This window comes from Paenibacillus agaridevorans (assembly GCF_018604145.1).
Taxonomy (GTDB): Bacteria; Bacillota; Bacilli; order Paenibacillales; family Paenibacillaceae; genus Pristimantibacillus; species Pristimantibacillus agaridevorans.
In genome coordinates this window covers 366,855-392,616 of sequence record NZ_CP075889.1, presented here as the reverse complement: position 1 = coordinate 392,616, position 25,762 = coordinate 366,855, and the positions used below count along the sequence as shown (strand labels likewise).

Sequence of the window (25,762 nt, the reverse complement as noted above, 5' to 3'; positions counted from 1 at the left end):
TTTATGATTCCGTGCCGGGCAGCGGGTCCTCGTACGTGGCGGGCAAGACAAGAATGGCAGCCGTCCCGACTTCCTCACGTCTTCGGTAGCTCAATCCGTATGAATGGCCAAAATGCAGCTGAATGCGCTGATGAATGTTGCGGATGCCGTACCCCAGCGTGTGGTCGGCTTCTTCCTCGTACAACAGCCGCTCCATGTTCTCAATGTCGGCTTGCTTGTAGCCGTTATCCTCTACCTTGATCGTTACGCGCTCCCCTTCGACGGCGGCCGTGATCATGATTTCCCCGTCATCGCCCATCAGCTTGACGCCATGGATTATGGCGTTTTCGATCAGCGGCTGCAGCGTAATTTTCGGAATACGGATACCCTTCGCCGCATCCTGCACCCTCCAGATCACCTTGAACTCGTAAGAATACCGCTTCTGCTGCAGGTTGACGTAGGCTCCGGCATGCTCCAGCTCCTCCTCGAGCCGAATTAGCTCGCGGCCGCGGCTGAGGCCGATCTTCATCAGCTTCGACAGCTCCTTGATCATCTCCGCCGACTCCGTATTCCCTTCCAGCGTGCTCTTCCAATAGATGCTTTCCAGCGTATTGTAAAGGAGATGCGGATTGATCTGCTGATAGAGCAGTTGCAGCTGCGACTCCTTCTGCTTGAGATCCATATGATACTTATAATGAATAAGAGCATTTAGCCGTCTGGCCATATCGTACATGGCGGCCATCAGGACGCCGACTTCGTCGTGCCTGCGCCGGCTTGGCGTCTCCGGCACGAGCCTTCCCGGCTCGTACTTGCGCACGAACTGCGCGAGTTTCTGAAGCGGCGTCATAAGCGAACGCCAGAAGTAGAGCAGGAATATGCTGCCCAACAGCATATATGCAATGGTAATGAACTGAATGACGCGCTTAAGCTCGTTCTGCTGCTTGAGCAGCGAACCCACCGGAATTTGATAAATAAGTCGCTGGTTCATCACCCGGCTATAGTTGACGATATAGATGGAATCCTTGGTCATTGCTTCGATCGTGCCGGAGGACGCATGGTCGATATCCACGCTCGCTTCCGGAGGCATCTCGGCAATCGTACCTGCCAATTCAGGCTGCGTTGAGGTCAGAATCCGGCCGGTCCAATCGGTAAACATCATAAGATGTCCTTGTGGCAGGGACACGGAATGCAGCGCTTCTCTCACCTTCTTCTCCATGTTTGTCGCGACAAGTACGCCGATAATCCGATCTCCGTTTCCCGTGTTATTGACCGCTCGAATGAAGGCCAGCGTCTGGACGCGAGACAAATTTTTGTTTCCGTCGATGAGTTCCATGTAGCCGCTGCCCTTATGGCTTACCGCCTCGTCGAACCACTCCGGCTTCGTGCTGTCGTTAAAGAAGTAGACGCCCGTCTGCAACACCTGCCGCTTCGGAGCGAAGAAGTAATAGTCCTCCGGATCGTACACGTACAACGAATAGTAGACGGCTTCGCCGCCGTTGACCGGGATGGACAGGCTCGCCAGCAGCTTGTCGACGGCATCGTATTTGCGTACGCGCTCGATGACCGCTTCTGCTCCGCTCGGCACGAGTTTCTGCGTAGAAGGATGCTGGATAATCGTCGCCGTCACTTTGTCGATCGTATCGATATCGCGGTTAATCAGCGCGTGATTCTGCTTGATCAGCTCGGCGTAGGCGTTCGTCACCTGATTTTTGAGCAAATCCTCCGCTTTGAGATTGCCGTACCAATGCAACAGGAAGACGGGACTCACCATAAGCAGGAACAACAAAATAAGCTGCTGCTTCATATTTAATTTCGTTAGTGGATTCATGACGGATCTGCCCACCTGTCGCACCTCCCGCTCTCTCTGTACTATAGCATGGATACAGCGCTTTCAGTGTAGCCGATTCTATGGGCTTGCAGGTAAGGCGAGGCGGGTATCGTAGAAATGCACATACTTTGGAGAGAGTGGCGGCTCTGCTGCTCGGGACGACCGATAGCCCGAATTTTCGGGCTCGAGTACATAATCGCCCCGCGCGGCTCTTTAGCCCGATTTTCTCGGGCTATCGCAAACAAAGCCGCCCCGCGCGGCTCTTTAGCCCGATTTTCTCGGGCTATCGCAAACAAAGCCGGTCCACGCGGCTCTTTAGCCCGATTTTCTCGGGCTATCGCAAACAAAGCCGCTCCGCGCGGCTCTTTAGCCCGATTTTCTCGGGCTATCGCAAACAAAGCCGCTCCGCGCGGCTCTTTAGCCCGATTTTCTCGGGCTATCGCAAACAAAGCCGCTCCGCGCGGCTCTTTAGCCCGATTTTCTCGGGCTATCGCAAACAAAGCCGCTCCGCGCGGCTCTTTAGCCCGATTTTCTCGGGCTATCGCTGGCCAAAGCGCCGCTACTGGCTTCATAACCCGACTTTTTTCGGGTTATGGCTGGCGTGGACGCCACTGTAGCTAGCTATGGGGCTTTCCACGCCCGGCAAAGTGTCAACGCGAACGTTTATACCATTGCCGGCTGCCAGTCTCGCCGCTATATGATCGGCAATGAGCATATGACCGTAATCGGAGGGGTGCAGCAGATCGGTCGTAAGTCCGCAAAGATCGTTTAAGACACTCCTCCCGTCTATGTAAACAAGCCGAGGATGACGAGAAGCAAGACACAGCTTTTCTACCAATTCCGACATGTCTTCATTTGTCGGTGCAGCCATTTCCTCCTTCTCTGCCCTTACGTAGCCGCCATTAGTCAAAATGGACAGGACAATAATGGTCTTCGGCAAGAGCTTCCAGCAAGTATCGGATTCACTTCTCGCATTCATCAAGCGGGACGCGGCCCCTCATGTTGACCCCCAACTCCAGCAGCGCCGTCCCCCAGCCTTCCGCTCGTCGCAAGTAATTCGCCATTCCCCGCTCGCAAAAGCAAGAGCCGCTTAGTCCTTTATTCATGATGTCCATTCCCGTTCTTCGGCCTAGCTGCTGAATATAGGAAGAGGAATGCACGGTCGCTCCCGCTCCCTGGGTAATGGAGGAGCCATATGCGATAATCGCTTCCTTGGGGAGCTCGTCCGAGGTCGGCGGTCTCACCTCATGTCCGAATGCATCGATGCCGTGATAGGCCGCTTGATACAAAGTGGTTCCATCAGCGCTCCTGCTGAACTGGAGCAGCCACACATCCGGTGAAAACCTCCTTCCAGCCGCTAGCTCCGCTCTCCGTACCTTAACAAATTCCGGCGGCGCTCTAATTGTATGAATCGGATGATGCCGGCTTTAGTCTAATAACGGAATGAAAATAATCGCCGCGGTAGACCAGTAAGTCTCCGTCCTGATCTACCGCCGACAAACCAATCCGTATACAGGGCGATTCGGAAACAAACCGAAGCTCGCAGCCGGTCGATGCCCGGCCGACCAGTCTCCCCCGTTCGTAGCCTCCTCCCTCCAGACTTTCCCTCACTTCACTAGGGAAACGGTTCAAACGTAAACCTGGCAGCAGGGGCGATTCCTCCAATTGCTCTACGTTATAAAACAAAATTCCATCATGTATCATTTACTCATTTCCTTTCCCCTAGTGTGGACGGCTGCTGTCAACCGTCGTGGTGTTAGCGCTTCGTTTGTTTGACGCCAATGCTAAAACCCCGAGAATGTCAATCATGCAGCATTCTCGGGGTTTGCGGTTGGGCTATCAGGACAAAAGGATGACTTCACGGACAGCCCCTTGCTTGGTTGCACGAATAATTCTACGCTGCTGCACCTTAGCCGCCGTATGTGCGCTGATAAGACGCGTTGTACATATCGCGGAGCATGGGGGGCAGATAATAACATCATGTTCTCATCGGATTACCCGCATTGGGATTTTGATAATCCTAGAGTTGTCTTACAGCCTATTCGTAAAGAGCTGCGTCAGAAGATTTTAAGTGAGAATGCAATGAACTTGTACCGACTGTTTGAGCGCAAGCAGACAACATTGTCAACTGGTATCGTAAGGGAAGCAGAGCGATGGAGACGGCAAAGCAAAAAGTAAACCTTGTATCCAGTGTGCGCTGTTCATGAGATACCGGAAGGTGCTCGTAAAATTGTGGAAGTCAAGGGGATGGAACTCGGGGTTTTCCATATCAGGGGAAAGTGGTTTGCGTGGCGCAACGTATGCCCGCATGCGGCTGCGAGGCTATGAGATTAAGGTTATTGACGAGGAAGTATTTGTCTTAATTTTAAAGAGACGGATAAGTTGGATGTTAGGCGAATTGATACGATGACCCGCACGTCTTGGTTCTGTGAGAGGGGGCTGTCCGAAAGTCATAGATGACTGAGGGACTCCCCTTCTTCATTTTGTAAAACAAAAAGAAACCGTTTCTTGGTAAAATGGAACGCCATCAACAGCAGCGAATCGACCGCCAATCATACCAGGAGCTATCAATCGTGTTCGATCACGGCACCAACCCAACCGGCCAGACATACTCCTATGTGCTTCTGCCGGGGACTACAAGTACACAGGTCGCCAGCTATGCAAGCCATCCCGACATTACAGTGCTGGAGAACTCCTCGGCAGCCCACGCTGCAAATACATTGTACGACTTCAAAATTGTTGCGCGCCCGTCGAACGATACGTTCGATCTTTACATTAATAATACGCAAGTTGTTTTTAATCAAAGTTTTAGGAACGCCGTAGCTTCGTTGGACGACCTCTATGTGAATTCCGCGACGCCGGATACGGGCATCTTCCATTTCGACGAATTCAAGGTTTACTAGGGCCGAAATTCCCGCAGTATGTTTCGTTCAGGCAACAGAGTGCGCAGTGGAGCACTAAATTATTCGTGAAGAAGGCTGTCCACGGTTTGAACCGCGGACAGCCTTCCCCTGATTTACAGCGCATATATCTAGTCTCCAAGAGCCGCCGCCATGTCTATCTCGCACACGACGGCATCCCTGCCTTCAAGCGTATTGACGAGCAGCTTGCCGCCATCGCGAGAGAACACCGGATGATGACAGACCCGGTAACGGTTGCGTCCCGGCGCCTCAGTGTCGCCAAGCACCCGCGGCAGATGCAGCTGGCGGATGATCGCCAGAATATCGGCTGTGCTAAGAACAAGATCGCTCTCCCCGCGATCCGGCGAATGCCTGAATAAGCCATGTCGTTCTCTCTGCATGAAGGGAACGGGAGCTTCCTCCGGCCTGAAGAAGCCGTCTCCATAACCAACCGCATACAACATGCCTAGCAGGCCGGAGAGAATAGGCTCGCCGAACGGTGGAGCGCCTTCCATATCTCCTTCCATAGACCGTTCCTCGCCTCAGGCGAGTTCCCTGCGCACGATACGCGCCTGCCAGGAGCAGTCGGCCCGAGCCGTCGGGAGCATAAGGGCTAATCGTATAATAGCTGTGCACGCACCAGCGGTTCTGTACGGGAAACGGTCTGACGAATGGATAGCTCGACTGCAATGACAGACAATCCGCCTCGCTTTCGTTCGAATTCATGCAACTAGCCATGCTTGCGATGACTGCTGTGCCCGGGCGACAGCTTCGCCTCCGGGTCGACGTACACCTTCGCGTTGTTGATCGCGGTAGGCGCCTCGCCGAATCCGACAGCAATCAGCTTGAGCTTGCCTGGATATGTCGTAATGTCTCCGGCGGCGAAGATGCCGGGTATGTTTGTCTGCATCCGGGTATCGACCGCGATGGATCCCCCTTCAATGTCCAGCCCCCACTCGGCGATCGGCCCGAGCAAGGACACAAAACCGTAATTGACGATAACGTCATCGACATCGAGACTGCTCTCCGCGCCTGACTTGATATCCTTGAGCGTCACCGCTTCTATTCTCTCTTCTCCATGCAGTTTGATCAGTTCTACGGGAGTCATAACCCGAATGGAGGATCGCTTCAAGGTTTCCACACTATGCTCATGAGCGCGGAACTTGTCTCTTCGATGAATCAAGGTAACAGACTTTGCCACCGGCTCCAGCATCAGCGCCCAGTCGACCGCCGAATCTCCGCCGCCGGCGATGAGCACGCTCCTTCCCTTAAACTTCCCGAGATCGCCCACAAAATAATGCAGATCGCGCCCCTCGTGTCCGGCGGCCTCCGGAAGTTCCAGTCTTCTCGGCTCGAATGCGCCTACGCCGCCCGTAATAATGACAGCCTTCGCGTAATGGATCGCCTTGTCCGTCTCGACTCGGAACAGCCGCTCCGCAAGCTTGGATACGGACAGCGCCTTCTCCCCTAATACGATCTGCGTCTCGAATTCGGACAGCTGCTCCTTCAATCGGTCTATCAGTTCCCCTGCCGTAACCTTGGGGAAACCCGCCACATCGTAAATAAATTTCTCTGGATACAGCGCCGCCAGCTGTCCCCCAAGCTGCGGCATGCTTTCTATAAGCTTCACCGATGCCTGGCGCATGCCCCCGTAGTAGGCCGCGAACAGACCGGCCGGCCCTCCTCCGATAATGATAAAGTCTGCCGTCTCATGAATAGCTTCATTGACGAAATCAGTCGTCGCTTCAATCGTGCTGGTCACAATGGATTGCCTCCGATGCCGCATATAATGGTATTGCGTTTACATAATCAGATACAGCTCGCCGTCTTCTTCTTCCACCCGATACTCCCGAAGCTTGACGCTCTCGTCCACCAGATGCATGCCCGTCAGCAGATCGAATTCCCAGCCATGCCACGGACATCTTAAAATTTCGCGTTCCTTCCCATATTCGTATTCATATACGAGTGACGGGAGCCTTGTGCCGCATACGACGCCTTCACACACTGGAGCGCCCCCATGGGGACACATATTCCGCCAGGCGTAATAGCGGTCTCCCACGACGAATATGCCGATCTCCTGTCCCTTGACCGTTGCAATTCGACGGCCTTGCAACTTCAACTCCTCCGCCGCGCAGACGTGGTGCCGAATGGCCGGTTTGCTCATGCCTGAACGCCTCCTTCGGCGCTTGTGACAGTCGCGTCTTCCGATGCCGGAGCGTCCTGCAGGCCGTACAGCTCGATCGCGTTGTCCGCGAGAATGCGTCCCCGCAAGTCTCTGCGTATCGGTGCCAGCGCCATGCGCGGATTATCGAAGTCCCAATGCGGATAATCGGATGAAAACATGACGGTGCGGCCCGCATCGACCATATCCAGAATTTGATTAAGGTGCTCGTTATTCGCCGGCTCCTCAATCGGCTGGGTCGTCAGCCGGACATGCTCCAGAATATATTCGGAAGGCAGCCGCTTCAGCCAAGGCACCTGATCGCGCAAGCCTTTATAATTTTTATCCATCCGCCACATCAGATGGGGAAGCCAACCAATGCCGCCTTCAATGGCAACAACTTTCAGCTTCGGATATTTCTCGAACACGCCTTCGCATACAAGCGAGTTGACATGCGCCATATAATTGATCGGCAGAATGTTATGCCACTCGAAATAGGTGGTTGGATAACCGGACGGCGTCGGCTGCCCCGATATGCCCCGTCCTTCTGTGCCGGGATGGAAGGCGACCGGCAATCCGTTGCGCTCCGCCGCCTCATAGATCGGATGGAAGAACCGTTGTCCGTAGAGCATCCGCGACGCGCTGCACATAATGACCTGCACCATATCCTTGAACTTCGCCATCCGGTCGATCTCCTTCGCAGCAGCCTGCGGATCGGAATGATTAATCAGGATGGAGCCCTTGTACACCGTGCTTGCCTTCAGCCATTTCTCGACCAACCAATCGTTATAAGCGCTTGCAACGACATTGGCATAATCCGGGTTCGGATTGATAGATATGCCGAGAATATTCGAGCCGGTCAAAATGCCGTAATCGATGCCGTATTTCTCAAAATGATGCTTGAGCATAAACCAGGGATCGCTTCCCGGCGTACCTCCTTCATCCGTCCGGGCGTCCGAACGCAGGACGTTGATCGGAGACACCCACCCTCCGCCATAAGCCGGTCCTGCCGACAGCCAATATTCATGCCAAGAGCGAGGCAGGAAAGGCAGCAGTTCTTGGGGGTTTGCGATGGCATTGTGCACGTCCGCATCAATAATACGAGGTTTGGCCATTGTTCACATCTCCTCTTCTTCAACTGGGATGACCGCTTGCTTAGCTTTACTTTACAACGCTGCGCTCTTTGCGGTACATGAAGAAAAAGAATAGAATTCTGGATAATTATCAGATTGAATTTCGATAGTCTCTAGGCGACATTCCTGTATCCAAATGAAATAATCTAGAGAAATAGAAGGAGTCCTCGAAGCCGCATTGCTCCGCAATCTCTTTAACGGGAACGGAAGTGTCGCGAAGCAACTGCTTCGCATAGTCAATTCGAATTTTGTTCAAATATGGAATCGGGCTAATACCGGTGTGCGCCTTGAACAAAGAGGAGAAGTAGCCGGGCGATACGGCCGCCGCTTCAGCTAGATCACTTCGTGTCAGAGGCTGTGCGAAATCCGCCTTCATGCGCTCAATTGCCCGCTGCACGGCTTGCTTGCCGCTCGAATCCGTGTCGCGACTCGTCTCAAGCGACTGCAGCAGCCTGAGCGTATTCAGCAATTGCAGCTTGACATGCCAGTCGTAGCCGCTTTCCTTGGCTGACCAAAACTCATAGGTTTTGCGAAATTCGGCCTCCACCTCTTGTTTCCTCCCCCCTGCCGAACCAAGTTTGAGCGGCAAAGGACCACTGCTCTCCTCGCTCGACAAAGTGCCCTGCTCCCAGTTCGCGACACGATAACGGAATAAGTAGGAATAGAAAGCCAGCGGCTTCTCCCTGCTCGAAACAACTCTCATCGGATGTCCCGGCCAAAGCTGGAACAGTTCGCCCGGGACAAGAAGCCGGCTCGTCCCTGCATACTCCAGCACTCCCTCCCCGCTATAGACGTATCCGAGAGAATGAAGCGCCGTCCGATCACGCTTGATCTGATAATTCGTCTGCTCCCAAAGCGGAAGGCTGCGATTCGTCACTTCGCTTATTCGCGGCATAAAGCCTTCAAAAAATTCATAGTGCATGAATATCCCCCGCCGTTTCCTCTCGTTTGTAAACATCGTAACATGCTTCGCTAGCTAATGGAGCCGCCGGAAAAATCAGCTCCGAAACCGCAAGTTAATGACTTTTCCTATAATATAATGGAACCTGCCCCGTAACCATCTTGAACACGCGGCCAAAGTGTGTCACGCTCCCGAAGCCGACCTTCCTGGCGATCTGATTCACCTTCATGGATGAGTGCTCAAGCAGCTTCTTCGCTTCCTTGACACGAACGCTGTTCACATACTCCACAAAAACAAAACCCGTCGCTTCTTTGAAAGAACGACTCAGATAATACGGACTGATATAAAACTTGTCCGCCAGCACATGCAGCGATAACTCCTCCATATAATGAGTATTGATGTGACGGACAATCTCCGATATCCGCTCGTGCATAGGACTTGACGCCTCCAGCAGCCCCATATCGTTCTGTTTCATCTGTCTGCAGCATGTAATGAGCAGTTGTACGGCAAGCGTTTGAACGAATAACCCGAATCCGTTTCCCTGCTCTTGCACCTCCTGCAGGATTGCCCTGGAGAGCGGCTCGATCGCCATTCTTGCGCGCAAGGAGCCTCTTATAAGCAAAAAATCCCGTTCGAGCAGAAGCTGAAGCGCTTCCTTATGGGAGCCGTCCGGCGATAACATCCCCTCGTGCACATTGATTATAAGCCGTTCATGCTTCGGCTTCTGCGCATTGGTCGTACGATGCAGAACATTCGGCGCAATGATGACTACATCGCCCTCGCTCAGCGTGATCGTCCGATCCCGAATAAAAAACTCTCGCATGCCTGAGAGCAAACAATAAATTTCGTAGGTGCTGTGGAAATGGCTGACCGGCATATGATGACTTAATGCTTTGCGATGAGAGACTATGAATGTGCCGGCAGCATTCTCATAAACGAGGTCCTCCACTCTTCTACCGCCTTCCGTATTTTCGAGCATTATAGCACAAGAAATAAGAGGAATGAAGGCATAGTGATGAAATATGTACATATATTAAAGCCGAAGGTGAAACGGCTGTCGCCGTCTATATTTCGAGAAAAATGCCTGTCAGCGATCTTGTTTGCCCCGTACGAAGTCCACGCCCGGTTGCGGCTGCCGAAATTGTAATGGACACCAGCGACTCTTAGAGCGAGAAATCGAACGAATTGAAATTCTAATGGACATTGGCGACTCTTACAGCTTCAAATCAAGGGCAATTCTCCCAACTCGGGCTTCTAAGAGTCGCGTTTGTCCGTTACAATCGCGATTAAAGAAAAACAGACGGCTAAGAGTCGAGAATGTCCTTTATATTCCGACCTCTCCGCCGACGCACTTGCCCGTTTTGAAGCTCACCGGAAGTTTGACATCCAGTCGCCGCTTTCAAAGGGATGGAAACGTTGATAAATTCTATAAATAAGAAAAAAACGCCCCGAAGGGCGCTTTATTCTTCTTTGAATACCGGACTCAGCGACAACTCGAAAGCGATCCGCTTCTCATCCAATCGATATTGATCGAGCAGCTGCGCGCCGCAGGAGTTCGAGCCGACCCCGCTCATCTTGTAGTCGATGTTCACGATCGTCTGATCTCGGCGGGCCAGCTCCGGCGTATGCTTCGCGGCCGCCAGATCGGCAGACGTAACATGAAGCGCCTGGAACGAGAACGGCTCCGGCGCGTCGAAGCGCAGTCCCATGCCGAGCTCGCTGGTCACCATCGCCCATTCCGTTCCGTAACGCGAGCCGTTTTCCTGCGGCATGACGTACTTCTGCGCCATCTCGTCCACCGTCAGCAGATAATGGCCCTTGCGCACGCTCGCTCGTTTGTCGATATAGCTCTCATGCGGACCATAGCCGTAGTATTCGACCTCTTCTGTCCCTTTCGGCATAACCAGCTCCAGCCCGATGCGCGGCAAATAAGGCAGATCCTCCCGTACGTCCGCCGCGAAGGACACCTTCGCTTCGCCGCTCGGCAAGAACGACCATACAGCCTCTCCCCGCAAGAACGGACTGCGGATATAGCTCCCGAGCGAGAATTCAACCTTCACTTGCACGGACGAGTCGGATAACGACTCCCACGAACAGCCGTATACTTTCATGACGGCGCGATCGAACCCTTCGCTCTCCCACTCCTTGCGGATATACATGTCGTTGTCGGTAGGCGCTCGCCACACATTAAAGCGGACGGGCTCGTCGATCATGCGGACGCCGTGACGCCTAATGGATGCGATCACACCTTTGCCGAGGTCGAATTTGTATTCGAAATCGAACCCGCTTACCGTCAGAACGCCGCCGCTTTCTACGGCTTTCATAAATTCCGAGCGGTAGGAAGCCGCTGCGCCAGCCGTCTCCTCTCCCCCCGCTCCAGTCTCGCCGCCGCTAACAGCAACCTCAGCCGCCGGCGTCTCGAACTGCGCGAACGCGATCTCGTGCCCCGGAGCCGCCCAGACCGTCTCGCCATGCTGCCAGATCGATAACGTCAGCACGCAGCCGTCTCCCTCGGCAATCGGCTGGCGATAACCGAGCTTCAGCGTTTGCGTCTCTCCTGCCGCCGCTTCCAAAGCCCCCGCCGAACCCTGGTCGATCAATGCGCCGAGGCGCTCCAGCTTCCAGCGCAACGACAGATGCGACAGATCGATAAAGTCGTAGCGATTCGTAACCCGCACGATGCCCTCGTTCACATCGTCCGCCTCTAAGACGACCGGCGCGATAATTTGCTTCAGCTCCAGCAGGCCGACATGCGGCTTGCGGTCCGGCGACACCAAGCCGTCGATGCAGAAGTTGCCGTCGTTCGGCTTGTCGCCGAAATCGCCGCCGTAGGCGAAATAATTTTCTCCGTCCGGCGTTTTGACCGCAATGCCGTGATCGCACCATTCCCATACACAGCCGCCCATCAGCTTTGGCTGAGCGTAGATGACGTTCCAGTAATCCCGCAGATCGCCGGGACCGTTGCCCATCGCATGGCTGTATTCGCAGAGGAACAACGGCTTCGTCTTTGACTCGTCCAGCGCATAGGCCTCAATCTCAGCCACCGACGCATACATGCGGCTCTCCAGATCCAGCGCCTCGGTATTCTCGTCACCCTTATAAAGCTCGGCCGCTCCCTCATAATGAACCAGCCTGGATTCGTCGCGCTGCTGCACCCACTCCGCCATCGCGATATGATTGCCTCCGTAGCCGGATTCGTTGCCAAGCGACCAGATGAGGATCGAGGCGTGGTTTTTGTCCCGCTCCACCATCCGAACCGCCCGTTCGACAAACGCTTCCTTCCAGTCGGGATGTGCCGCGAGCTTATGAAAGGAGCCTTCTTCCTTCGTTCCCGTGTTCACGACGCCGTGGCATTCCAGATCCGCTTCGTCGACAACGTAGAAGCCGTATTCGTCGCACAGATCCAGGAAACGCGGATCGTTGGGGTAATGCGACGTGCGGATCGTATTGACGTTGTGCTGCTTCATCAGGTTCAAATCTTTGATCATATGGTTCAGCGGGATCGTCTGCCCGAGCGACGGATGGGAATCGTGACGATTAACCCCCTTGAGCTTGATCGCTTTCCCGTTCACACGGAACACGCCGTCTTTTACTTCGACCTTGCGGAAACCGATACGGAACAGCAACACTTCAGAGCCGGCATGCACGTAAAGATCGTATAACCGCGGCTGCTCCGCATTCCAGAGCTCCGGTTTGGACAAACCTAGCTCAATGACGCCGCTGCCCGCAATTATGGCGCTTCCATCGGCGACCAGATCGCCATCAGGCTCGTAGAGTTCCGTTCGTACTGACAGTTCGCCAGACGTCTCAAGCTCGGCACGAACGGTTCCTTCTGTGAAATCGCCCGACAGCTCCGGCTTTATAAATGCGTCGCGGACATGCGCCGCTTCTCTGGAGACTAGATAGACATCGCGGTAGATGCCGGAATAACGCCACAAATCCTGATCCTCCAGGTAAGTGCCGTCGCACCACTTCAGCACGAGCACGGCCATGCGGTTGGTTCCCGACTTCACATAAGGGGAGAGATCGAATTCGGACGGAATCCGGCTGCCTTGGCTATAACCGACGAACGTCCCGTTGACCCAAAGATAAAAACAGGCGTTAACTCCTTCGAAGACGACATGCGTTCGTTTGCCATCCGCGATCCATGCTGCCGCTACGTTAAACTCCCTTACGTATGCGCCGGCCGGATTGTCATCCGGAACAAACGGCGGATCGTACGGGATGGGATAATTGACGTTCGTATAATGCAACTGGTCGTAACCGTTATTTTGCCAGCAGGATGGCACAATGAGCTCGTCCCAGGTTTCATGCACACTGGAAGTATCCTCGTAAAAAACCTCCGTCACATCGCTTACGCTGCGATAGTATCGGAATTTCCAAGCGCCGTTCAGCGTCTGAAAATAGGGAGAACCTCCGCGTTTGCCGGATTTCGCAGCTGCCGCGCTGCCATAAGGGATAAACGACGCCCGCGCTTGCTCCCTGTTCACCCCAAGAATGTCCAGCCGTTCCCAATAACGTTCGATATCGATCATGTCCGCTTACCTCCTAATGGTTTGCTTCCATTATAGATGTGCGTTATGATACGTTGGAACAACCAAAATGGACAAATACCCATACAAAATGGACAAGGAGCCATTGCCATGGAGCTACTGACTCTTAGAGGCAACCTCAATCAGACATTAAGCGAGCTGCTGCCGCTCACCGTCTATACGGCCGGAATGGAGAATCAGAGGTCGATTACGAGGATGAAGGGTTTCTCCGCACATCAGTTATTTCTCACGATATCCGGATCCGGCCGATTCCGGAGATTGGGATCCGAAAAGGACAAATGGGACATTCTTAAAAGCGGCAATCTGCTGTACATCCCCGCCGGCTGCGCGCACGAATATATGCCGCAGGATAGCGAGGCGTGGCATGTCGCATACGTAACCTTCCTGGAGAACTTCGGCAATACGTTAAAGGGATGGGGCTTTCGGGATATTCCCCGTTTGTTCGCAGTGACCGATATTCCCGCAATCACGGGACGAATTCGCGACATCTGGACCCATTCCGGCGGTGCCCCCGATCTATGGCATACCTCCGAAGCGTTGTACGCTCTGATGCTTCATATCCTTAAAAGCAATCAGGAGCAACTCCCATCCGCTTCGCCCGTCGCGCTGCCCGACAGCTACCGGGAATCCGCAGTCGACACGGCGGTCCAGTTTCTGCGGGATCACCTGAACCGCCCGATTACGATCGCATCGCTCGCGGAGCATGTCGGATATTCGCAGAAGCAGCTGACTCGCCTGTTCCGCTCCGCGCTGGACACGACGCCCCTGCAATATTTGCACAAGCTGCGCTTGCACACAGCGCGCCAGATGCTAAACGAATATCCCGATCTGAGCATCCGACAGATCGCCGCTTATGTCGGCATGGAGCCCGTCTACTTTACCCGATTGTACAAGCGGGCCTATAACGAGCTGCCGTCGCACAAACCGGACAAATAAGCCTTTATCCGGATTTCGCATAATCAGCCGCAGAACATGCGCAAGCTAGAGAAAAGATTTATACTTGAATGATACACTTGAAACAATCAAAGGAGAGCCTGCTATGCCCGTCGTGCAATCATTTGATCCAAAAGTCATTTCCCTCCTGCAAGAGAAAATCAAACTTATTCCTTCTGCCGAAGGAGACGGCGCCATCTACCTCGTCGGCCCCATCAAACTGCCGGTGAACCTGGACGGCGAAACCGCGGAGTTTAAGTGGTATTGCTGGCTGAACTGCAAGGAGGTAACGGAAAACTTCGAGGCGATCGTCGCCAAGCTGTCCGCGTCCAATCTGGCGGAGCTTCAACAATCCAGCGTGCTGGTTCACGGCGATTTCGCCGACGATGCCTCCGCTTTGATCCGTTTCCACTCCATCTGCCACACCGGCGATATATTCGGCAGCAAACGATGCGACTGCGGTTATCAGCTCAAGCAGTCCATGAAGCACGTTGTCGAGCACGGCAGCGGGGCTATCTTCTACTTGGCCAACCACGAAGGCAGAGGCATCGGATTGTTCAGCAAGGCGCTCGCCTATATCCTGCAGGAAAATGGCTACGATACCGTGGACGCCAATCTCCAGCTTGGTTTCGCGGACGACTCGCGCGATTACGGCGACGCGATCAAGGTGTTGAAGTCGCTTCGGACGAAACCCGTCACGCTGATCACGAATAACCCCAAAAAGCTGGAGGCGCTTCGCCAGGCCGGATTGGACGTCGAGGACCGGGTACAGCTATGGGGAGACGTCTCCGATTACAACCGCAACTATTTGGAAACCAAAATACAGCGCTCCGGCCATCTAAACGATAACGAACGATGCTGCAACAACGATTAACGGAATTAGCCGGCTCTATCGAAAAAAGCCAAGACAACCCGCAAGGGTGCCTTGGCTTCTTCTAGCGTTATCGGTTAATTGGGTCCTCGAAACGGCGGATTCATGAGAGGGAATACGTTTCGGAAGCCGGACAAGCCCCGCATCACCTCAACCGGTCCTTCCCATGTCATTGCCACGAAATCGGCGAGGGTCGGATGTTTCTTAAGCTCGATTAACTCACGTTTCTTCCAGTACTCCACAGGAATCGCCGAATCCGGCAGCTGCGCCAGACCCGGAAATCTTTTTGGTTTCAAGACCGTCTGACTAATCGTGCCTTTAATGACTGGCTGGCTTCGGACAGCCCCCTTAAACTTGAGCTCCTTCACTTTCATCCAATCCCGAATGCCTTCGGCAGCCGGTTTCTTTCGCTTGCCATATCGGTACCACAGCACTCTGCCGTCCCGCGTGAAAGCGTACAGGACGCCGTCCGCCGCAGCAGCAACGGCCTGGAATCCGTTCCAGCCGGTGCCGATTTCGGCGCGAGGCTCCCATTCGCTCGTTCCTTTCAAGTACCCGGCATGAACATGGCGCTCCAGTACGCCGTCCTCGCGGATGGCGTAAATAACGCCATACCCGCCAGAGAAGACGTTGGCGTATCCGCCCCAGCCGGTGCCAACCTTGACGCCGGGAGCCCAGGTGGCCTCGTCCCCTCCGTAAGCTGCTCCGTCATGCCGATACCATATCAAGTCTCCGTTTGGTTGAATGCCATAGACGATGTACTCTCCTCCCGGGAATACGGATTTGAAGCCGTTCCAGCCATGCCCGACTTGAATTGGCGCTCCGCGCCAGCTCCCGGTTCCTTCGAAATAGCCGTCGTGGCCGTACCACATCAACTTGCCGTCCGGGAGAATGCCATACAAAGCGGCACCGCCTCCGGAGAACACCGTTTTGAATTCTCCCCAACCGTTGCCGATCGTAATGGGACCCGTCCATTCCTTCGATCCGCCGGGCTTCGCCGCCTCTTCGTTGCGATACCAGCGAAGTTCCGCATTTTGGGCAATGACGTACAGGCAGGCGGGGGCGTAAGTTTCCTCCGTCGAAAACCGCCCTACAAACGGTTTCCTAACGGTACCTGCATGCGAGACGCGCTCTAACGTTTCCGCCAAAGCTTGCAGCACCTCGATACCGCATTCGGTCTCTGCATCAATCTCAAGCGAAGGCGAGCCGAGATTGTCCGGATTCACCGTACACAACACGTGATCGCTCTCCATCGTCAGATCGAAGTGATCCCCGCGTTTGACGTCGCCGTTCATCCAATTCCGAAGTTCGAACATAAATCGGCAAACCCGGTTCACCGGATGTTTGTCGCTGGCGATAGGGAAGGCGCGTATTTGCCATTTAATGTGCTCCGGGATTGAATGAGGCTCGCTTGCTTCCCCATCCGCATATTTATCGAAGTCAGGACGAACCGACACAGCCGCAAAATGTCTGGCGATCCGGCCGGCGTCATCGTCCAGCCGATGCCTCGCGTCCATTTGGACGACCTTCTCCCGTGCTGCCAGCCAGGTAAGAACGGCCATCAGATAGACGGGCAACGTCGGCAAATGTTTAAAGACATTTGATGCCAGCGAAGTAACGCCATGCGTATTCCCCGTTTGCGGATCGAAGACCTCCTTCGTGACGACATCCGTCCATCTCCATATGTCATAGTCGTTGCGGAGGAACTTGTCTAACGTAATACCGACCGCGTTCGCGTTTCGCACCGCCGTCTCGATGTCCGGCGACGGAACGCGCATGGCCAGATGGACTTGCCGAATCTCGTCCAGATAATCCAGCAGGTCGCGGTTCGTCCCGCGATTCGACTCCTTGGCAACTTCATTGACGAGTTCGTCCATTCTTTCGTCCAGCAAGTTCAGCACGAAGATGATGCCATCGATCTGCTTCCCGATATCCCGCAGAGCGTCCGGGATCGTCGTATCGTTTTCCATCCAGCTTAGCACTTCCATAATAAACGCCACACTGCCGATCGCCGTCGCAATACCCGCACCGACTGGCCCGGCAGCGGGCAAAAGCGCCGCCATCGTGCCCGCAACGGAAGATTCGAGCTTCAATCCTTTTTCGGTGAACCCCGCCATCAACAATTCCTCCTTGATTGGAAATCGTTTTATTAGCGCTGTCGATGACAGGATGCGCAGGAAACCTATGAACGGCGCCAATTCGGAGTGAGTCTATCATTCCGCTGGACGGGGTGTCAATCGACTTCGCCTCCTATCTTTCCGGCGTTCCGATCGATCAGATTCGACAAATTTTGTTAGGCAGGAAGGCGCATTTCGGAGTAAGGGGATTAATTAATAGACCACTTTGACCGGCGTTCTCGTTTTGGCGGATTCCATAATGGCGAGTATAACCATCGTCGTATTGAAGGCGTCGTCCACGGTCACATGGAACGGCTCGCCCGACGCAAGCTGGTCGACGAAGTGGCGAATGCTTTCGTAAGCGAAGCCCTTCGGCTTGCCGTGGATAAAGTGGCGCACCAGCAAATCGGGGCGGTCCGCCTTCGTCTCCGTGAATCTCTCCATCATTTGGCTATGCGTCGGATCAATGTTGAACATCCCTTTTGTACCCGTAATATTCAGCTTCATGTCATTGACGTTGGGATTGGTGTTCGGCGTTATCCAGCCGTTCTCCATCGTGGCGATGCCGCCTTTGCGGAATTCCAGAATGGTCTGGTAGATATCGGCCGTATCCACGCCTTCCCCTTTCAGAATCCCTTCCCGCGATACGGCGTACACCCGCTCCACTTCGTCGTCGAACAACCAGCGCAATACGTCCACGCTATGGTATCCGAGGAACCAAAGAATAGACGACTTGGCCGCCCAAGGCAGCAGATCGGTGGCAACCCACTTGATATCGTTCAAGCGATAGTAGGCACTGTAAGGCTCGCCGATCTCCCCTTCTTCGATCGCCTGCTTGGGAATGGCGAACAGCGGACTCCATCTGCTGTGCAGATCCACCATCATGCGCACGTTGTTGCGTTTCACCGCTTCGATAATTTCAAGCGCTTCCTCTCGCGAGGTCGTCAGCGGCTTCTCGATAATCATATGTTTGCCCGCGTTGGCCGCGTCCACCGCCACTCTCGTATGGGCAAAATCGGGCGTGACGATCGCCACCGCATCGATTCCTCCGGTTCGCAGCATCTCGTTATGATCCGTGTATACGCGGGAAGCAGGAACGCCGAACTTCTCGGCGAGCACGGCGGCCCGCTCCGCGTTCATGTCGCATACCGCAGCCACCTCGGCATGCGGATGATCGTTATAAATATAAGCGTGCGTCTGGCCCCATGTTCCCGCGCCGACGATTCCCATTTTAATTGTTGTCATTACCTTCATCGCCTTTCATTCGTTGGTTCGATTCAAGAGTTGAATTATTTCACGCCGCCGAAGGTTAGGCCGCGAATCATATACTTCTGCACGACCATGGCGAACAGCAACACAGGCAAAATAGTGACGATGCCGATCGCCGACATCTCGCCCCATGCAACTCCGCTTACGGACAAGAAGAGCGTCACGGTCGTCGGAAGCGTCGATGCGTCCGCGCTGGTCAGGAACAGGGCGAACAAGAACTCGTTCCAGGAATTGATGATGCAGAAGATCGCGGTCGCGATAAGCCCCGGGGTCGCAAGCGGCAGAATGATCTTGATGAATACCTGGAAACGGGAAGCTCCGTCCACGAACGCCGCTTCCTCCAGCGCGACCGGAATTTCCTCGAAGAAGCTGCGCATCATCCATATCGTGAACGGAATGTTGAACAGCATGTAGCAAATGACGAGCACCAGATGCGTATCCAGCAAGCCCAGCATGCTCGCCATGACGAAGATCGGAATGACGGAGGCCATAGGCGGAAGCATCCGCAAGCTCAGTACCCAGAACGCCCGGTTTTCCTTCTTCTTGAATTCGAATCTGGCGAAGCCGTAAGCTGCCAAACCTCCCAGGAAAATCGATATCAACGTCGTAAGCAGAACGACGATGGCGCTGTTCTTTAAATAATCCATCGCGTGCCTGTCCTCGAACACGGCTCTGAAGTTGTCCATCGTCGGAGTGAAGAACCATATGGCCGGATCGTACGTTTGCGTCCCCGTCTTCAAGCTAATGATGAGCATCCAGAGGAACGGGAACACGCAGAACACGCATACCAGCAATAACAGGATCGCCGTCGTTGCGCCGACTTTTTTGTTGCCCAGCGGATTCATCCTTTGCTCTCAACTCCTTTCCGGTAAAGCCTGATCAGCACCATGCTGATGACGGTCGTGAGCACGAGCAGCACGACGGAAACCGCCGCCGAACGCCCGATCCATCCCGTCCCGGCGAAGCCGAGTCGATAGACGTGAAGACTAAGAAATTCCGTCGTGCTGCCAGGGCCGCCCTGCGTTAGAGAATACGGAATATCGAACGTCTTGAGCGAATCGATCGCCCGGAAGATGACCGCCAGCAGAATCATCGGCCAGAGCAGCGGCATCGTAATATTGCGGAATACTTGCAGCTTGCCGGCTCCGTCGATTGCCGCAGCTTCGTACGGATCGGACGGCAGCGAGCGCATGCCGGCGTATATAATGAGCGCCACGAACGGCGTATTCTGCCACACATCAACGAGAACGGTAGACCAGAACGCGTTCTCCCCCGACAACCAGATCACTTTGCCGCCGAAAAATTGGAGGAAGTAGTTCAGTACGCCGTATTCCGCGTTCATCATCAGCTTCCAGATTTGACCGGTAATGCTCGGCGTCATCGCCACCGGCACGATCATGCAGGCGAATACAAGAAACTTGAGCTTGAATTCGCGGTCCAGCAATACCGCCAGCCAGAAGCCGAGCAGCAGCTCGATGGCCGTGGTCACAAGCATGAAACCCAGGCTGATGGATACCGAATACCAGAATTCGGCGTCTTTTCCAGTGAATAGTCGCATATAGTTTTCAAGCCAAACAAAGTCGAATGTCGGATAACCAAGCTCATAATTTGTCAGGCTCAGCCCGTACAGAAAGATGGTCGGAATAATCGTCAAAGCTCCAAGTATAACGATGGCGGGCATGATGTAAACGAGATGAGGTCTCTTCTTGAAATAGGAGCGAATCATTGCTGTCACCTTCCTTGCGTATATTGACCGGAGGCGCGCTGGCGCCCCCGGCCGCCGATTCCCGCGTTAACCGGCAATATCCTCCAGTTCTTCTTGCGCCTTCCGGGCCGCTTCTTCGGCGGTCACTTCCCCGAACATGGCGGCACTCACGTAGTAGCCGACCCGGTCCAGAATTTGACCCATCTTCTCATGCGGCGGAATCCAGGAGATGCCCTTCTCCACCAGCACGTTGGCGTCGTTCAGCGCTGCCAACTGCACCGGGTAGGATGGATCGGCGGCCACAAGCTCCTGATCTTCGTAGATGGATGTCCGTACCGGCACGCCTCCGCCCTCGACGTAAGCTTTGGCATTGACTTTGCTGTTCATGTAGACGATGAACGCCCAAGCCGCTTCCTTGTTTTTGGACAGCGAGGAGATGGACATGTTCCAGCCGGCGAGCGCGCTGGCCTTGCCGTCCGGCCCTTCCGGCGTCGGAGCGAACGCGACCTTGTCGTACACCTGCGAGCTTGCCGGATCCAGGATGCGCTTCGCCAGCGCCGTCGCGTCCAGCCACATGGCGCTTTTGCCCGTCATGAACGCGGACAATGCTTCTTCATGCGTGTAGGACACGACGTCTTTCGGAGCGTTCTTAAGCAGATCCACGTAGAATTGCAGCGCTTCGACCGTCTTGGGATCGTTCATCGTTACTTCGCCCGTCTGCTGATTGATAAATCCTCCGCCGAAGTTGTACATGATCGTCATCAGGCCGGATGCCGCATGGACGCCCCGTTGCGCCCTCATGGAGACGCCGTACAAACCGTCTTCCTTGCCGTTAAAGAATTGCGCCAGCTCCAGGAATTCATCCATCGTTGTCGGCGCCTGCTTGCCGTATTTGTCGAACAAGTCCTTGCGATAAGCAATGAACCGGGTTTCGCCGGCCGTCGGAATGCCATACGTCTTTTCCTCGTATTTGCTGATACCGTTGCGATAGGCGGGAATAATATCCTCGTAATCGAACCAGGCCGGCGTAAGCGACTCGTTTCCGATATATTCGTCAAGCGGTTCGACGACCTTTTTCGCGCCGTATTCGCTCATCCAGAAGCCATCGACCATCAGCACGTCATACGAACCTGTTTTGCCCGTGTAGTCGAGCAGCTGCTTGTTTTTCAGATACGTTTCCTCCATCACTTCCCACTTCACCTTGATGCCCGTCAGCTTCTCGAAATCCGCCGTCAGCTTTTGGAACGATTCCGTGGACGGATGGCTTGCGAAAGCCAGATTCAATGTGTCTCCTCCATACTGGCTCTTGATCGTCTCTCCCCATGCTTCGATCGTATCCGTCGCCCCCGCCGGCGCGCCTCCGCTGTTTCCTCCGGTATTGCCCGTCCCCGCCGAATTGCCGTTGCCGTTGCCCGATCCGCAAGCGGAAATAACGGCGGCAAGCAGCATTACCGTTGTAAGCTTCGTCCATTTGTTCGACATGTCTGCACACTCCCCTGTTCGATAATTGAGTCACAATACCTCACACCGATATCAACCTTTTTATGAAGCATCGGATGTGACAGTTCAAATCATAACGCGATAAACCGTTTTCAACAATGTATTGTAACGCCGACTCTTGTCTTCTGAAAACTAATTTATGAATTGATACAAAAAAACAAACCTTCATGTAAAGGTTCGTCACATAGTTGAATTATTTTTTTCTTTATACTCGAGCGGTGCAACGCCATAATATTTTTTGAAGATTTTCGAGAAATAGGGGTAATCGTTGAAGCCGCATTGCTCCGCGATATGATTGATTTTGGGAGCGTCCTCCCGCAGCAGCATTTCTTTAGCTTTCTCCAGCCGGAATTCGCTTATGTATTGCGTAATGGGTTTCTTCATGACTTCCCGGAATATTTTGCTCAAATATGCCGGACTTAATCCTCCGTTCTCCGCCAGCCCCGACAAATTCAGGGAGGCATCTCCGTAACGCATGCTGATTTCCGCAATCGCCTCGTCGACGATTCGTTTATTGCGGGGCGCGCGGCTGCCCGCCACAAGCCTGATCTCCTCTCTCAAGATCAGCTTCCAGCTTTGCAGCAATTCTTCGGGCGAAGTGGCCGCCGGGGAAACCGGAGTGGATTCCGATCCCGGCGGACGCTTATGAGCAAGCATAAGCTCCGAACGAAAGAGGAGGCCGAAGTGGCCCATTATCCGTTTCATTTCCAGCAGCGTATGCCCGCGCCCGTTCAAATGCGCTCCCCATCTATCGATGGCAGCGTCCGACTCTTCCGTTCGTTCGGCAAGCACGTTCTTCACGAGGGAAGCTACCGTCTCTTTCATGAGCCGAATGCTCTCCTCATCCATTCTGGATGTCCATTTGGCCGGATCGTTAAGCAGTACTCTCGAAATGACCTCTTGCAGCTTGTCCCCCGTAATCGGCTTCAGCAGGTAATCGGACACTTGATGCCGCAACGCTTGCTGCACGTATTGAAATTCGGCATATCCGCTAAGCACGATAATGGCAAGCTCGGGATAGATCTCTCGGGCCTTGGCGATCAGTTGAAGGCCGTTCATGACGGGCATCTGGATGTCCGTCATGAGCAGATCGAATCGCCCCGTCTTGAGACGGTTCAGCGCTTCCTCGCCGTTCTTCGCCTCTTCGATGCCCGTTATGTGGCCGCCCGGCTGCTCCAGCAACTTGACGATACCCCGACGGATCACGATTTCATCGTCAACGACCAACACTTTCATCCGCGTTTTCCCTCCTTCGGCAATACGACCCGGACGGTCACTCCCCCGGTTATCGATTCATGCAGCTCCAATCCGTAACCTTCCCCGTAACGAAGCCTGATCCTCCCGTGCACATTCAGCAGGCCGATGCCTCTCTTGGGCCCGTCAATCCGTTCTTCTTCGGGGACATCGGATTCGCCGTTACGGAACCTCTCGTTCCACAAGGTTATGGCGGACTCCTCCATGCCGTGTCCGTTATCCTCGATGAATACGGCGTAAGTATCTTCGTCGACCTCTTCCGCGTACAGTTTCAAATAATAATCCCGCTCCCCCACGAACGCGTAATGGAAGGCGTTCTCCACGATGGGCTGGAGCGTGAGCTTCACGATTGGGTACCGGTCGAACGGCTCCAACCCATCCATATCGATCTCGATATGAGGGTAACGCTCTTGTTGGATTTCCAGATACGTGCTTACATGCTCGATCTCGGTCCCGAGCTCTACTTCCACCCTGGGATTGTCGATCGTATACCGATAGAAGTCGGCCATCGCCTTGCTCATCCGGCTGACGGGCGGCGCATCGTGCAGGATCGCCTGACAGTTGATCACTTCCAGCGTATTATACAGAAAATGCGGATTAATCTGATTTTGCATCGCAAGCAGCATGGCATCCTTTTGCTTCATCTCGGCATTGATTTTCTCCATCTCGACGACGTAAACCCGGTCGATCATCTCCGACAGGTTGGCGAGCATCTTATTGAAATTCCGGCCTAGCAGACCGATCTCATCCGTATATTTGCTTGAGAATCTGACATCAAGATCGCCGATTTCCACCTTTTTCATCAATTGGAGCAGCTTCTTGATCGGCTGGACCAGCATCAGGGATAACAAAAACGAAATCATTAGCGTAATCAGCAGAATGGCGATGATGACATACGGATTGACAACCTGGATCTGCCGTACTTTATCGGTAATCGCCTCTTTGTTGATATAAGCCTGCACTTGAAAGCCGCTGTAGCTCAGACGGGATTCCGTTCTCAAATAATGCGCCTCGTTCGAACCGCTGCCGTCCGGAAACGAAGAATAAACGATATACCCTCGGGCATCCTTCAACTCGATCAGCAGATCCGAAGCCGCGAGCAGGCGGAAGGCGTCACTGAAAATACGACCGTTCAGACGGACGGTCAGCAGAGCGTCCTGCCCTTCCGCATCGTATTTGCCTATCGTCAAATAGATCGACGTATAAGACCTGTCCTGATAAAAGAGATGGTCGCGGGTTGGCTTCGACCACATATCGGCTTCCTTCGCGAGAAAACTTCGATACCAGGAGTGGCTTCTATAATCAATGCCGGGAACCCTATCGAGCCCCTGATCGTGAATCAGCGTCTCGCGGCCGCCGTTGCCGTTATCCTTGATCAGAAGAAACACGGATTCGACTTCGCTGGAATATTGCCCCCGGAACGCCTCCAGCTTGCCGACCGGCCGTTCTCCGCCGGTATCGCCGATCAGCTCGGAGCCGTTGTCGGAGTAATAATACAAGTATTGCACGTTCTGTACGACGCGCTGCAACTGGTTGTCCAGATTGAAGCCCGCCTGGTTGATGGAGCGCTGAACGCGGTCGAGCTCGTTCTCTGTAATGATTCGCTCGTAATACTGCTGGTAGATGAACACCAGGCTGAATACGCCGATAAACGATACGACGGATATGGATATGAATATTTTCGTGAAAAAGCGCCGGTTCATCAACCGTCTCACGAGCAAATAAACGACATTCCGCATTTTCGCTCCTCCTAACGAAGCTGCCGACACGATGCCGGAGCGATAATGCAGTATTATACCACGAACTCAGCTTCCATGTTGCCAAGCTGCTTGGAACCCTAAGTACAAAAAAGGCCCCGGCTGTCATCTGCGATGACCCGGGATGCCCTCTTATGCCTTTATTATGCCTTTATTATGCCTATATGTTTCTGCTATACTCTTGTACTTGCCCCGAATCCGTCCGTTTTCTTGCAAACAGGCTCCCAAGCGACAGCTTGGCGCACCATAACGCAAACGATACGAAGATCAGGCCCCAGACAATAGCCGGAACGGCGGTTGTTCCGCTTAAGCTGGCCGCATCGCCTGCGGCAGCCGGGTCGACGACGGCCAAATATAAAATGACAAGCGAGGATACGACGGATTCAACGAGGCACAGAAATGCGATGAGCAAATAATAACCTTTCATGAGCCATGCCTGCCCAGCCAAAGCAATCAAGAGCGTTACAGCCGCAAAACCGGCGCTCCATGCCACGCCGTATCCGTTCCGCACGAACAAGGCAAGCGCCGCGGTGGCCAGCACAGCCACGATAATAAGACCTGCTTTGACCCGTCCTTTCGCGTACAAGGAGAAGAGCAGAACGGTAAACAAGGAAGCCCCGATATATCCTGCCAGCGCGATCGGAATCATCATCCAGCCTTCTTGAAATCTCGTATAGGTCACTCCGCTTTGGTCCGCGAAGAGATGGATATGCATGACGCTGCCTTGAAGCACGAGCGCCGCCGCGGCATGCGCAAGCTCATGAACCAGCGTATTCACGTTCCGGAAGAAGGATGAGAACGGGATGAACCGGGTCAGAACCAACACGACAACAAAAATAACGCCTGCTCGCAGCCACGAGAACATGCCGAGCACCTCCTTATTCGAAGAGAATCGTCGAAG

The 25,762-nt window shown here is 54.1% G+C and carries 25 protein-coding genes; 6 read left to right on the top strand and 19 right to left on the bottom strand.

The features are described 5' to 3' along the window. Position 1: 1 nt before the first annotated feature. A complete protein-coding gene (locus KJW29_RS01540) occupies positions 2-1,822 on the bottom strand; it encodes a cache domain-containing sensor histidine kinase (RefSeq protein ID WP_246608541.1) in 1,821 nt (606 codons plus the stop codon). 122 nt (positions 1,823-1,944) lie between these two features. Between KJW29_RS01540 and KJW29_RS01535 the strand changes: the two genes are divergently transcribed. Beyond that, positions 1,945-2,424, top strand: a complete 480-nt coding sequence (locus KJW29_RS01535) for a hypothetical protein (RefSeq protein ID WP_214628495.1) — start codon at positions 1,945-1,947, stop codon at positions 2,422-2,424. Here the strand turns inward: KJW29_RS01535 and KJW29_RS01530 are convergent. The 3 genes from KJW29_RS01530 to KJW29_RS01520 all read right to left on the bottom strand — a co-directional run bounded on the left by KJW29_RS01530 (position 2,376) and on the right by KJW29_RS01520 (position 3,511). Continuing rightward, entirely contained in the window at positions 2,376-2,789 is a 414-nt protein-coding gene (locus KJW29_RS01530) for an SGNH/GDSL hydrolase family protein (RefSeq protein WP_214628494.1), read from the bottom strand. The genes KJW29_RS01535 and KJW29_RS01530 overlap by 49 nt on opposite strands. After that, on the bottom strand, positions 2,770-3,138 hold the full coding sequence (locus tag KJW29_RS36405; protein ID WP_214628493.1) for an SGNH/GDSL hydrolase family protein: 369 nt from the start codon (positions 3,136-3,138) through the stop codon (positions 2,770-2,772). Before KJW29_RS36405 ends, KJW29_RS01530 begins: the two co-directional genes overlap by 20 nt. A gap of 67 nt (positions 3,139-3,205) precedes the next feature. Continuing rightward, the gene (locus KJW29_RS01520) at positions 3,206-3,511 is read right to left on the bottom strand and encodes a hypothetical protein (protein WP_214628492.1); all 306 of its coding nucleotides are present in this window, start codon (positions 3,509-3,511) and stop codon (positions 3,206-3,208) included. Positions 3,512-3,727: 216 nt separating this feature from the next. Here KJW29_RS01520 and KJW29_RS01515 point away from each other — a divergent pair, with 216 nt between their 5' ends. The 3 genes from KJW29_RS01515 to KJW29_RS01505 all read left to right on the top strand — a co-directional run bounded on the left by KJW29_RS01515 (position 3,728) and on the right by KJW29_RS01505 (position 4,710). Next, a complete protein-coding gene (locus KJW29_RS01515; RefSeq protein WP_281426369.1) occupies positions 3,728-3,985 on the top strand; it encodes an amidohydrolase family protein in 258 nt (85 codons plus the stop codon). A 12-nt stretch (positions 3,986-3,997) separates the two neighbouring features. Next, a complete protein-coding gene (locus tag KJW29_RS35885; protein WP_281426368.1) occupies positions 3,998-4,135 on the top strand; it encodes a Rieske (2Fe-2S) protein in 138 nt (45 codons plus the stop codon). 245 nt (positions 4,136-4,380) lie between these two features. Then, positions 4,381-4,710 carry a hypothetical protein gene (locus KJW29_RS01505; RefSeq protein ID WP_214628491.1) on the top strand — a complete coding sequence of 110 codons (330 nt, stop codon included), beginning with the start codon at positions 4,381-4,383 and terminating at the stop codon, positions 4,708-4,710. A gap of 128 nt (positions 4,711-4,838) precedes the next feature. Here KJW29_RS01505 and KJW29_RS01500 read toward each other — a convergent pair whose 3' ends face one another. The 7 genes from KJW29_RS01500 to KJW29_RS01470 form a co-directional block, all read right to left on the bottom strand. Next, positions 4,839-5,234, bottom strand: coding sequence for a hypothetical protein (locus tag KJW29_RS01500; protein ID WP_214628490.1), 396 nt, complete (start codon positions 5,232-5,234; stop codon positions 4,839-4,841). Between the two features lie 203 nt (positions 5,235-5,437). Next, positions 5,438-6,469 carry an NAD(P)/FAD-dependent oxidoreductase gene (locus KJW29_RS01495; RefSeq protein ID WP_425517480.1) on the bottom strand — a complete coding sequence of 344 codons (1,032 nt, stop codon included), beginning with the start codon at positions 6,467-6,469 and terminating at the stop codon, positions 5,438-5,440. A gap of 39 nt (positions 6,470-6,508) precedes the next feature. Continuing rightward, positions 6,509-6,871, bottom strand: a complete 363-nt coding sequence (locus KJW29_RS01490; protein ID WP_214628488.1) for a Rieske (2Fe-2S) protein — start codon at positions 6,869-6,871, stop codon at positions 6,509-6,511. Further along, the gene (locus KJW29_RS01485) at positions 6,868-7,983 is read right to left on the bottom strand and encodes an amidohydrolase family protein (RefSeq protein ID WP_214628487.1); all 1,116 of its coding nucleotides are present in this window, start codon (positions 7,981-7,983) and stop codon (positions 6,868-6,870) included. The genes KJW29_RS01490 and KJW29_RS01485 overlap by 4 nt, the downstream gene beginning before the upstream one ends. A 109-nt stretch (positions 7,984-8,092) precedes the next feature. Continuing rightward, entirely contained in the window at positions 8,093-8,923 is an 831-nt protein-coding gene (locus KJW29_RS01480; RefSeq protein ID WP_214628486.1) for a helix-turn-helix domain-containing protein, read from the bottom strand. 94 nt (positions 8,924-9,017) lie between these two features. Next, complete coding sequence (locus KJW29_RS01475; RefSeq protein ID WP_214628485.1) at positions 9,018-9,851, bottom strand: AraC family transcriptional regulator; 834 nt, start codon at positions 9,849-9,851, stop codon at positions 9,018-9,020. Positions 9,852-10,362: 511 nt separating this feature from the next. Further along, positions 10,363-13,437: a glycoside hydrolase family 2 TIM barrel-domain containing protein gene (locus tag KJW29_RS01470; RefSeq protein ID WP_214628484.1), complete on the bottom strand. Its 3,075-nt coding sequence runs from the start codon at positions 13,435-13,437 to the stop codon at positions 10,363-10,365. Between the two features lie 108 nt (positions 13,438-13,545). Between KJW29_RS01470 and KJW29_RS01465 the strand changes: the two genes are divergently transcribed. Together KJW29_RS01465 and KJW29_RS01460 are read left to right on the top strand one after the other, a co-directional pair. Continuing rightward, a complete protein-coding gene (locus KJW29_RS01465; RefSeq protein ID WP_108991901.1) occupies positions 13,546-14,391 on the top strand; it encodes a helix-turn-helix domain-containing protein in 846 nt (281 codons plus the stop codon). A gap of 103 nt (positions 14,392-14,494) precedes the next feature. Continuing rightward, complete coding sequence (locus tag KJW29_RS01460; RefSeq protein WP_087570127.1) at positions 14,495-15,262, top strand: GTP cyclohydrolase II; 768 nt, start codon at positions 14,495-14,497, stop codon at positions 15,260-15,262. 74 nt (positions 15,263-15,336) lie between these two features. Here the strand turns inward: KJW29_RS01460 and KJW29_RS01455 are convergent, their stop codons facing one another. From KJW29_RS01455 to KJW29_RS01420, 8 genes are all read right to left on the bottom strand, one after another. Then, positions 15,337-17,376, bottom strand: a complete 2,040-nt coding sequence (locus tag KJW29_RS01455) for a tachylectin-related carbohydrate-binding protein (RefSeq protein ID WP_214628483.1) — start codon at positions 17,374-17,376, stop codon at positions 15,337-15,339. A 213-nt stretch (positions 17,377-17,589) separates the two neighbouring features. Next, positions 17,590-18,621: a Gfo/Idh/MocA family protein gene (locus KJW29_RS01450; protein WP_214628482.1), complete on the bottom strand. Its 1,032-nt coding sequence runs from the start codon at positions 18,619-18,621 to the stop codon at positions 17,590-17,592. A gap of 44 nt (positions 18,622-18,665) precedes the next feature. Next, positions 18,666-19,490: a carbohydrate ABC transporter permease gene (locus tag KJW29_RS01445; protein ID WP_214628481.1), complete on the bottom strand. Its 825-nt coding sequence runs from the start codon at positions 19,488-19,490 to the stop codon at positions 18,666-18,668. Then, positions 19,487-20,371 (bottom strand): carbohydrate ABC transporter permease, encoded by an 885-nt coding sequence (locus KJW29_RS01440; protein ID WP_087570123.1) that lies wholly within the window; start codon positions 20,369-20,371, stop codon positions 19,487-19,489. Before KJW29_RS01440 ends, KJW29_RS01445 begins: the two co-directional genes overlap by 4 nt. A gap of 66 nt (positions 20,372-20,437) precedes the next feature. After that, positions 20,438-21,832 (bottom strand): extracellular solute-binding protein, encoded by a 1,395-nt coding sequence (locus KJW29_RS01435; protein WP_108991897.1) that lies wholly within the window; start codon positions 21,830-21,832, stop codon positions 20,438-20,440. A gap of 198 nt (positions 21,833-22,030) precedes the next feature. Beyond that, complete coding sequence (locus KJW29_RS01430; RefSeq protein WP_214628480.1) at positions 22,031-23,086, bottom strand: response regulator transcription factor; 1,056 nt, start codon at positions 23,084-23,086, stop codon at positions 22,031-22,033. Continuing rightward, positions 23,083-24,843 carry a sensor histidine kinase gene (locus tag KJW29_RS01425; RefSeq protein WP_214628479.1) on the bottom strand — a complete coding sequence of 587 codons (1,761 nt, stop codon included), beginning with the start codon at positions 24,841-24,843 and terminating at the stop codon, positions 23,083-23,085. The genes KJW29_RS01430 and KJW29_RS01425 overlap by 4 nt, the downstream gene beginning before the upstream one ends. Before the next feature lie 178 nt (positions 24,844-25,021). After that, the gene (locus tag KJW29_RS01420) at positions 25,022-25,726 is read right to left on the bottom strand and encodes a M50 family metallopeptidase (protein WP_214628478.1); all 705 of its coding nucleotides are present in this window, start codon (positions 25,724-25,726) and stop codon (positions 25,022-25,024) included. Positions 25,727-25,762 lie beyond the last annotated feature (36 nt).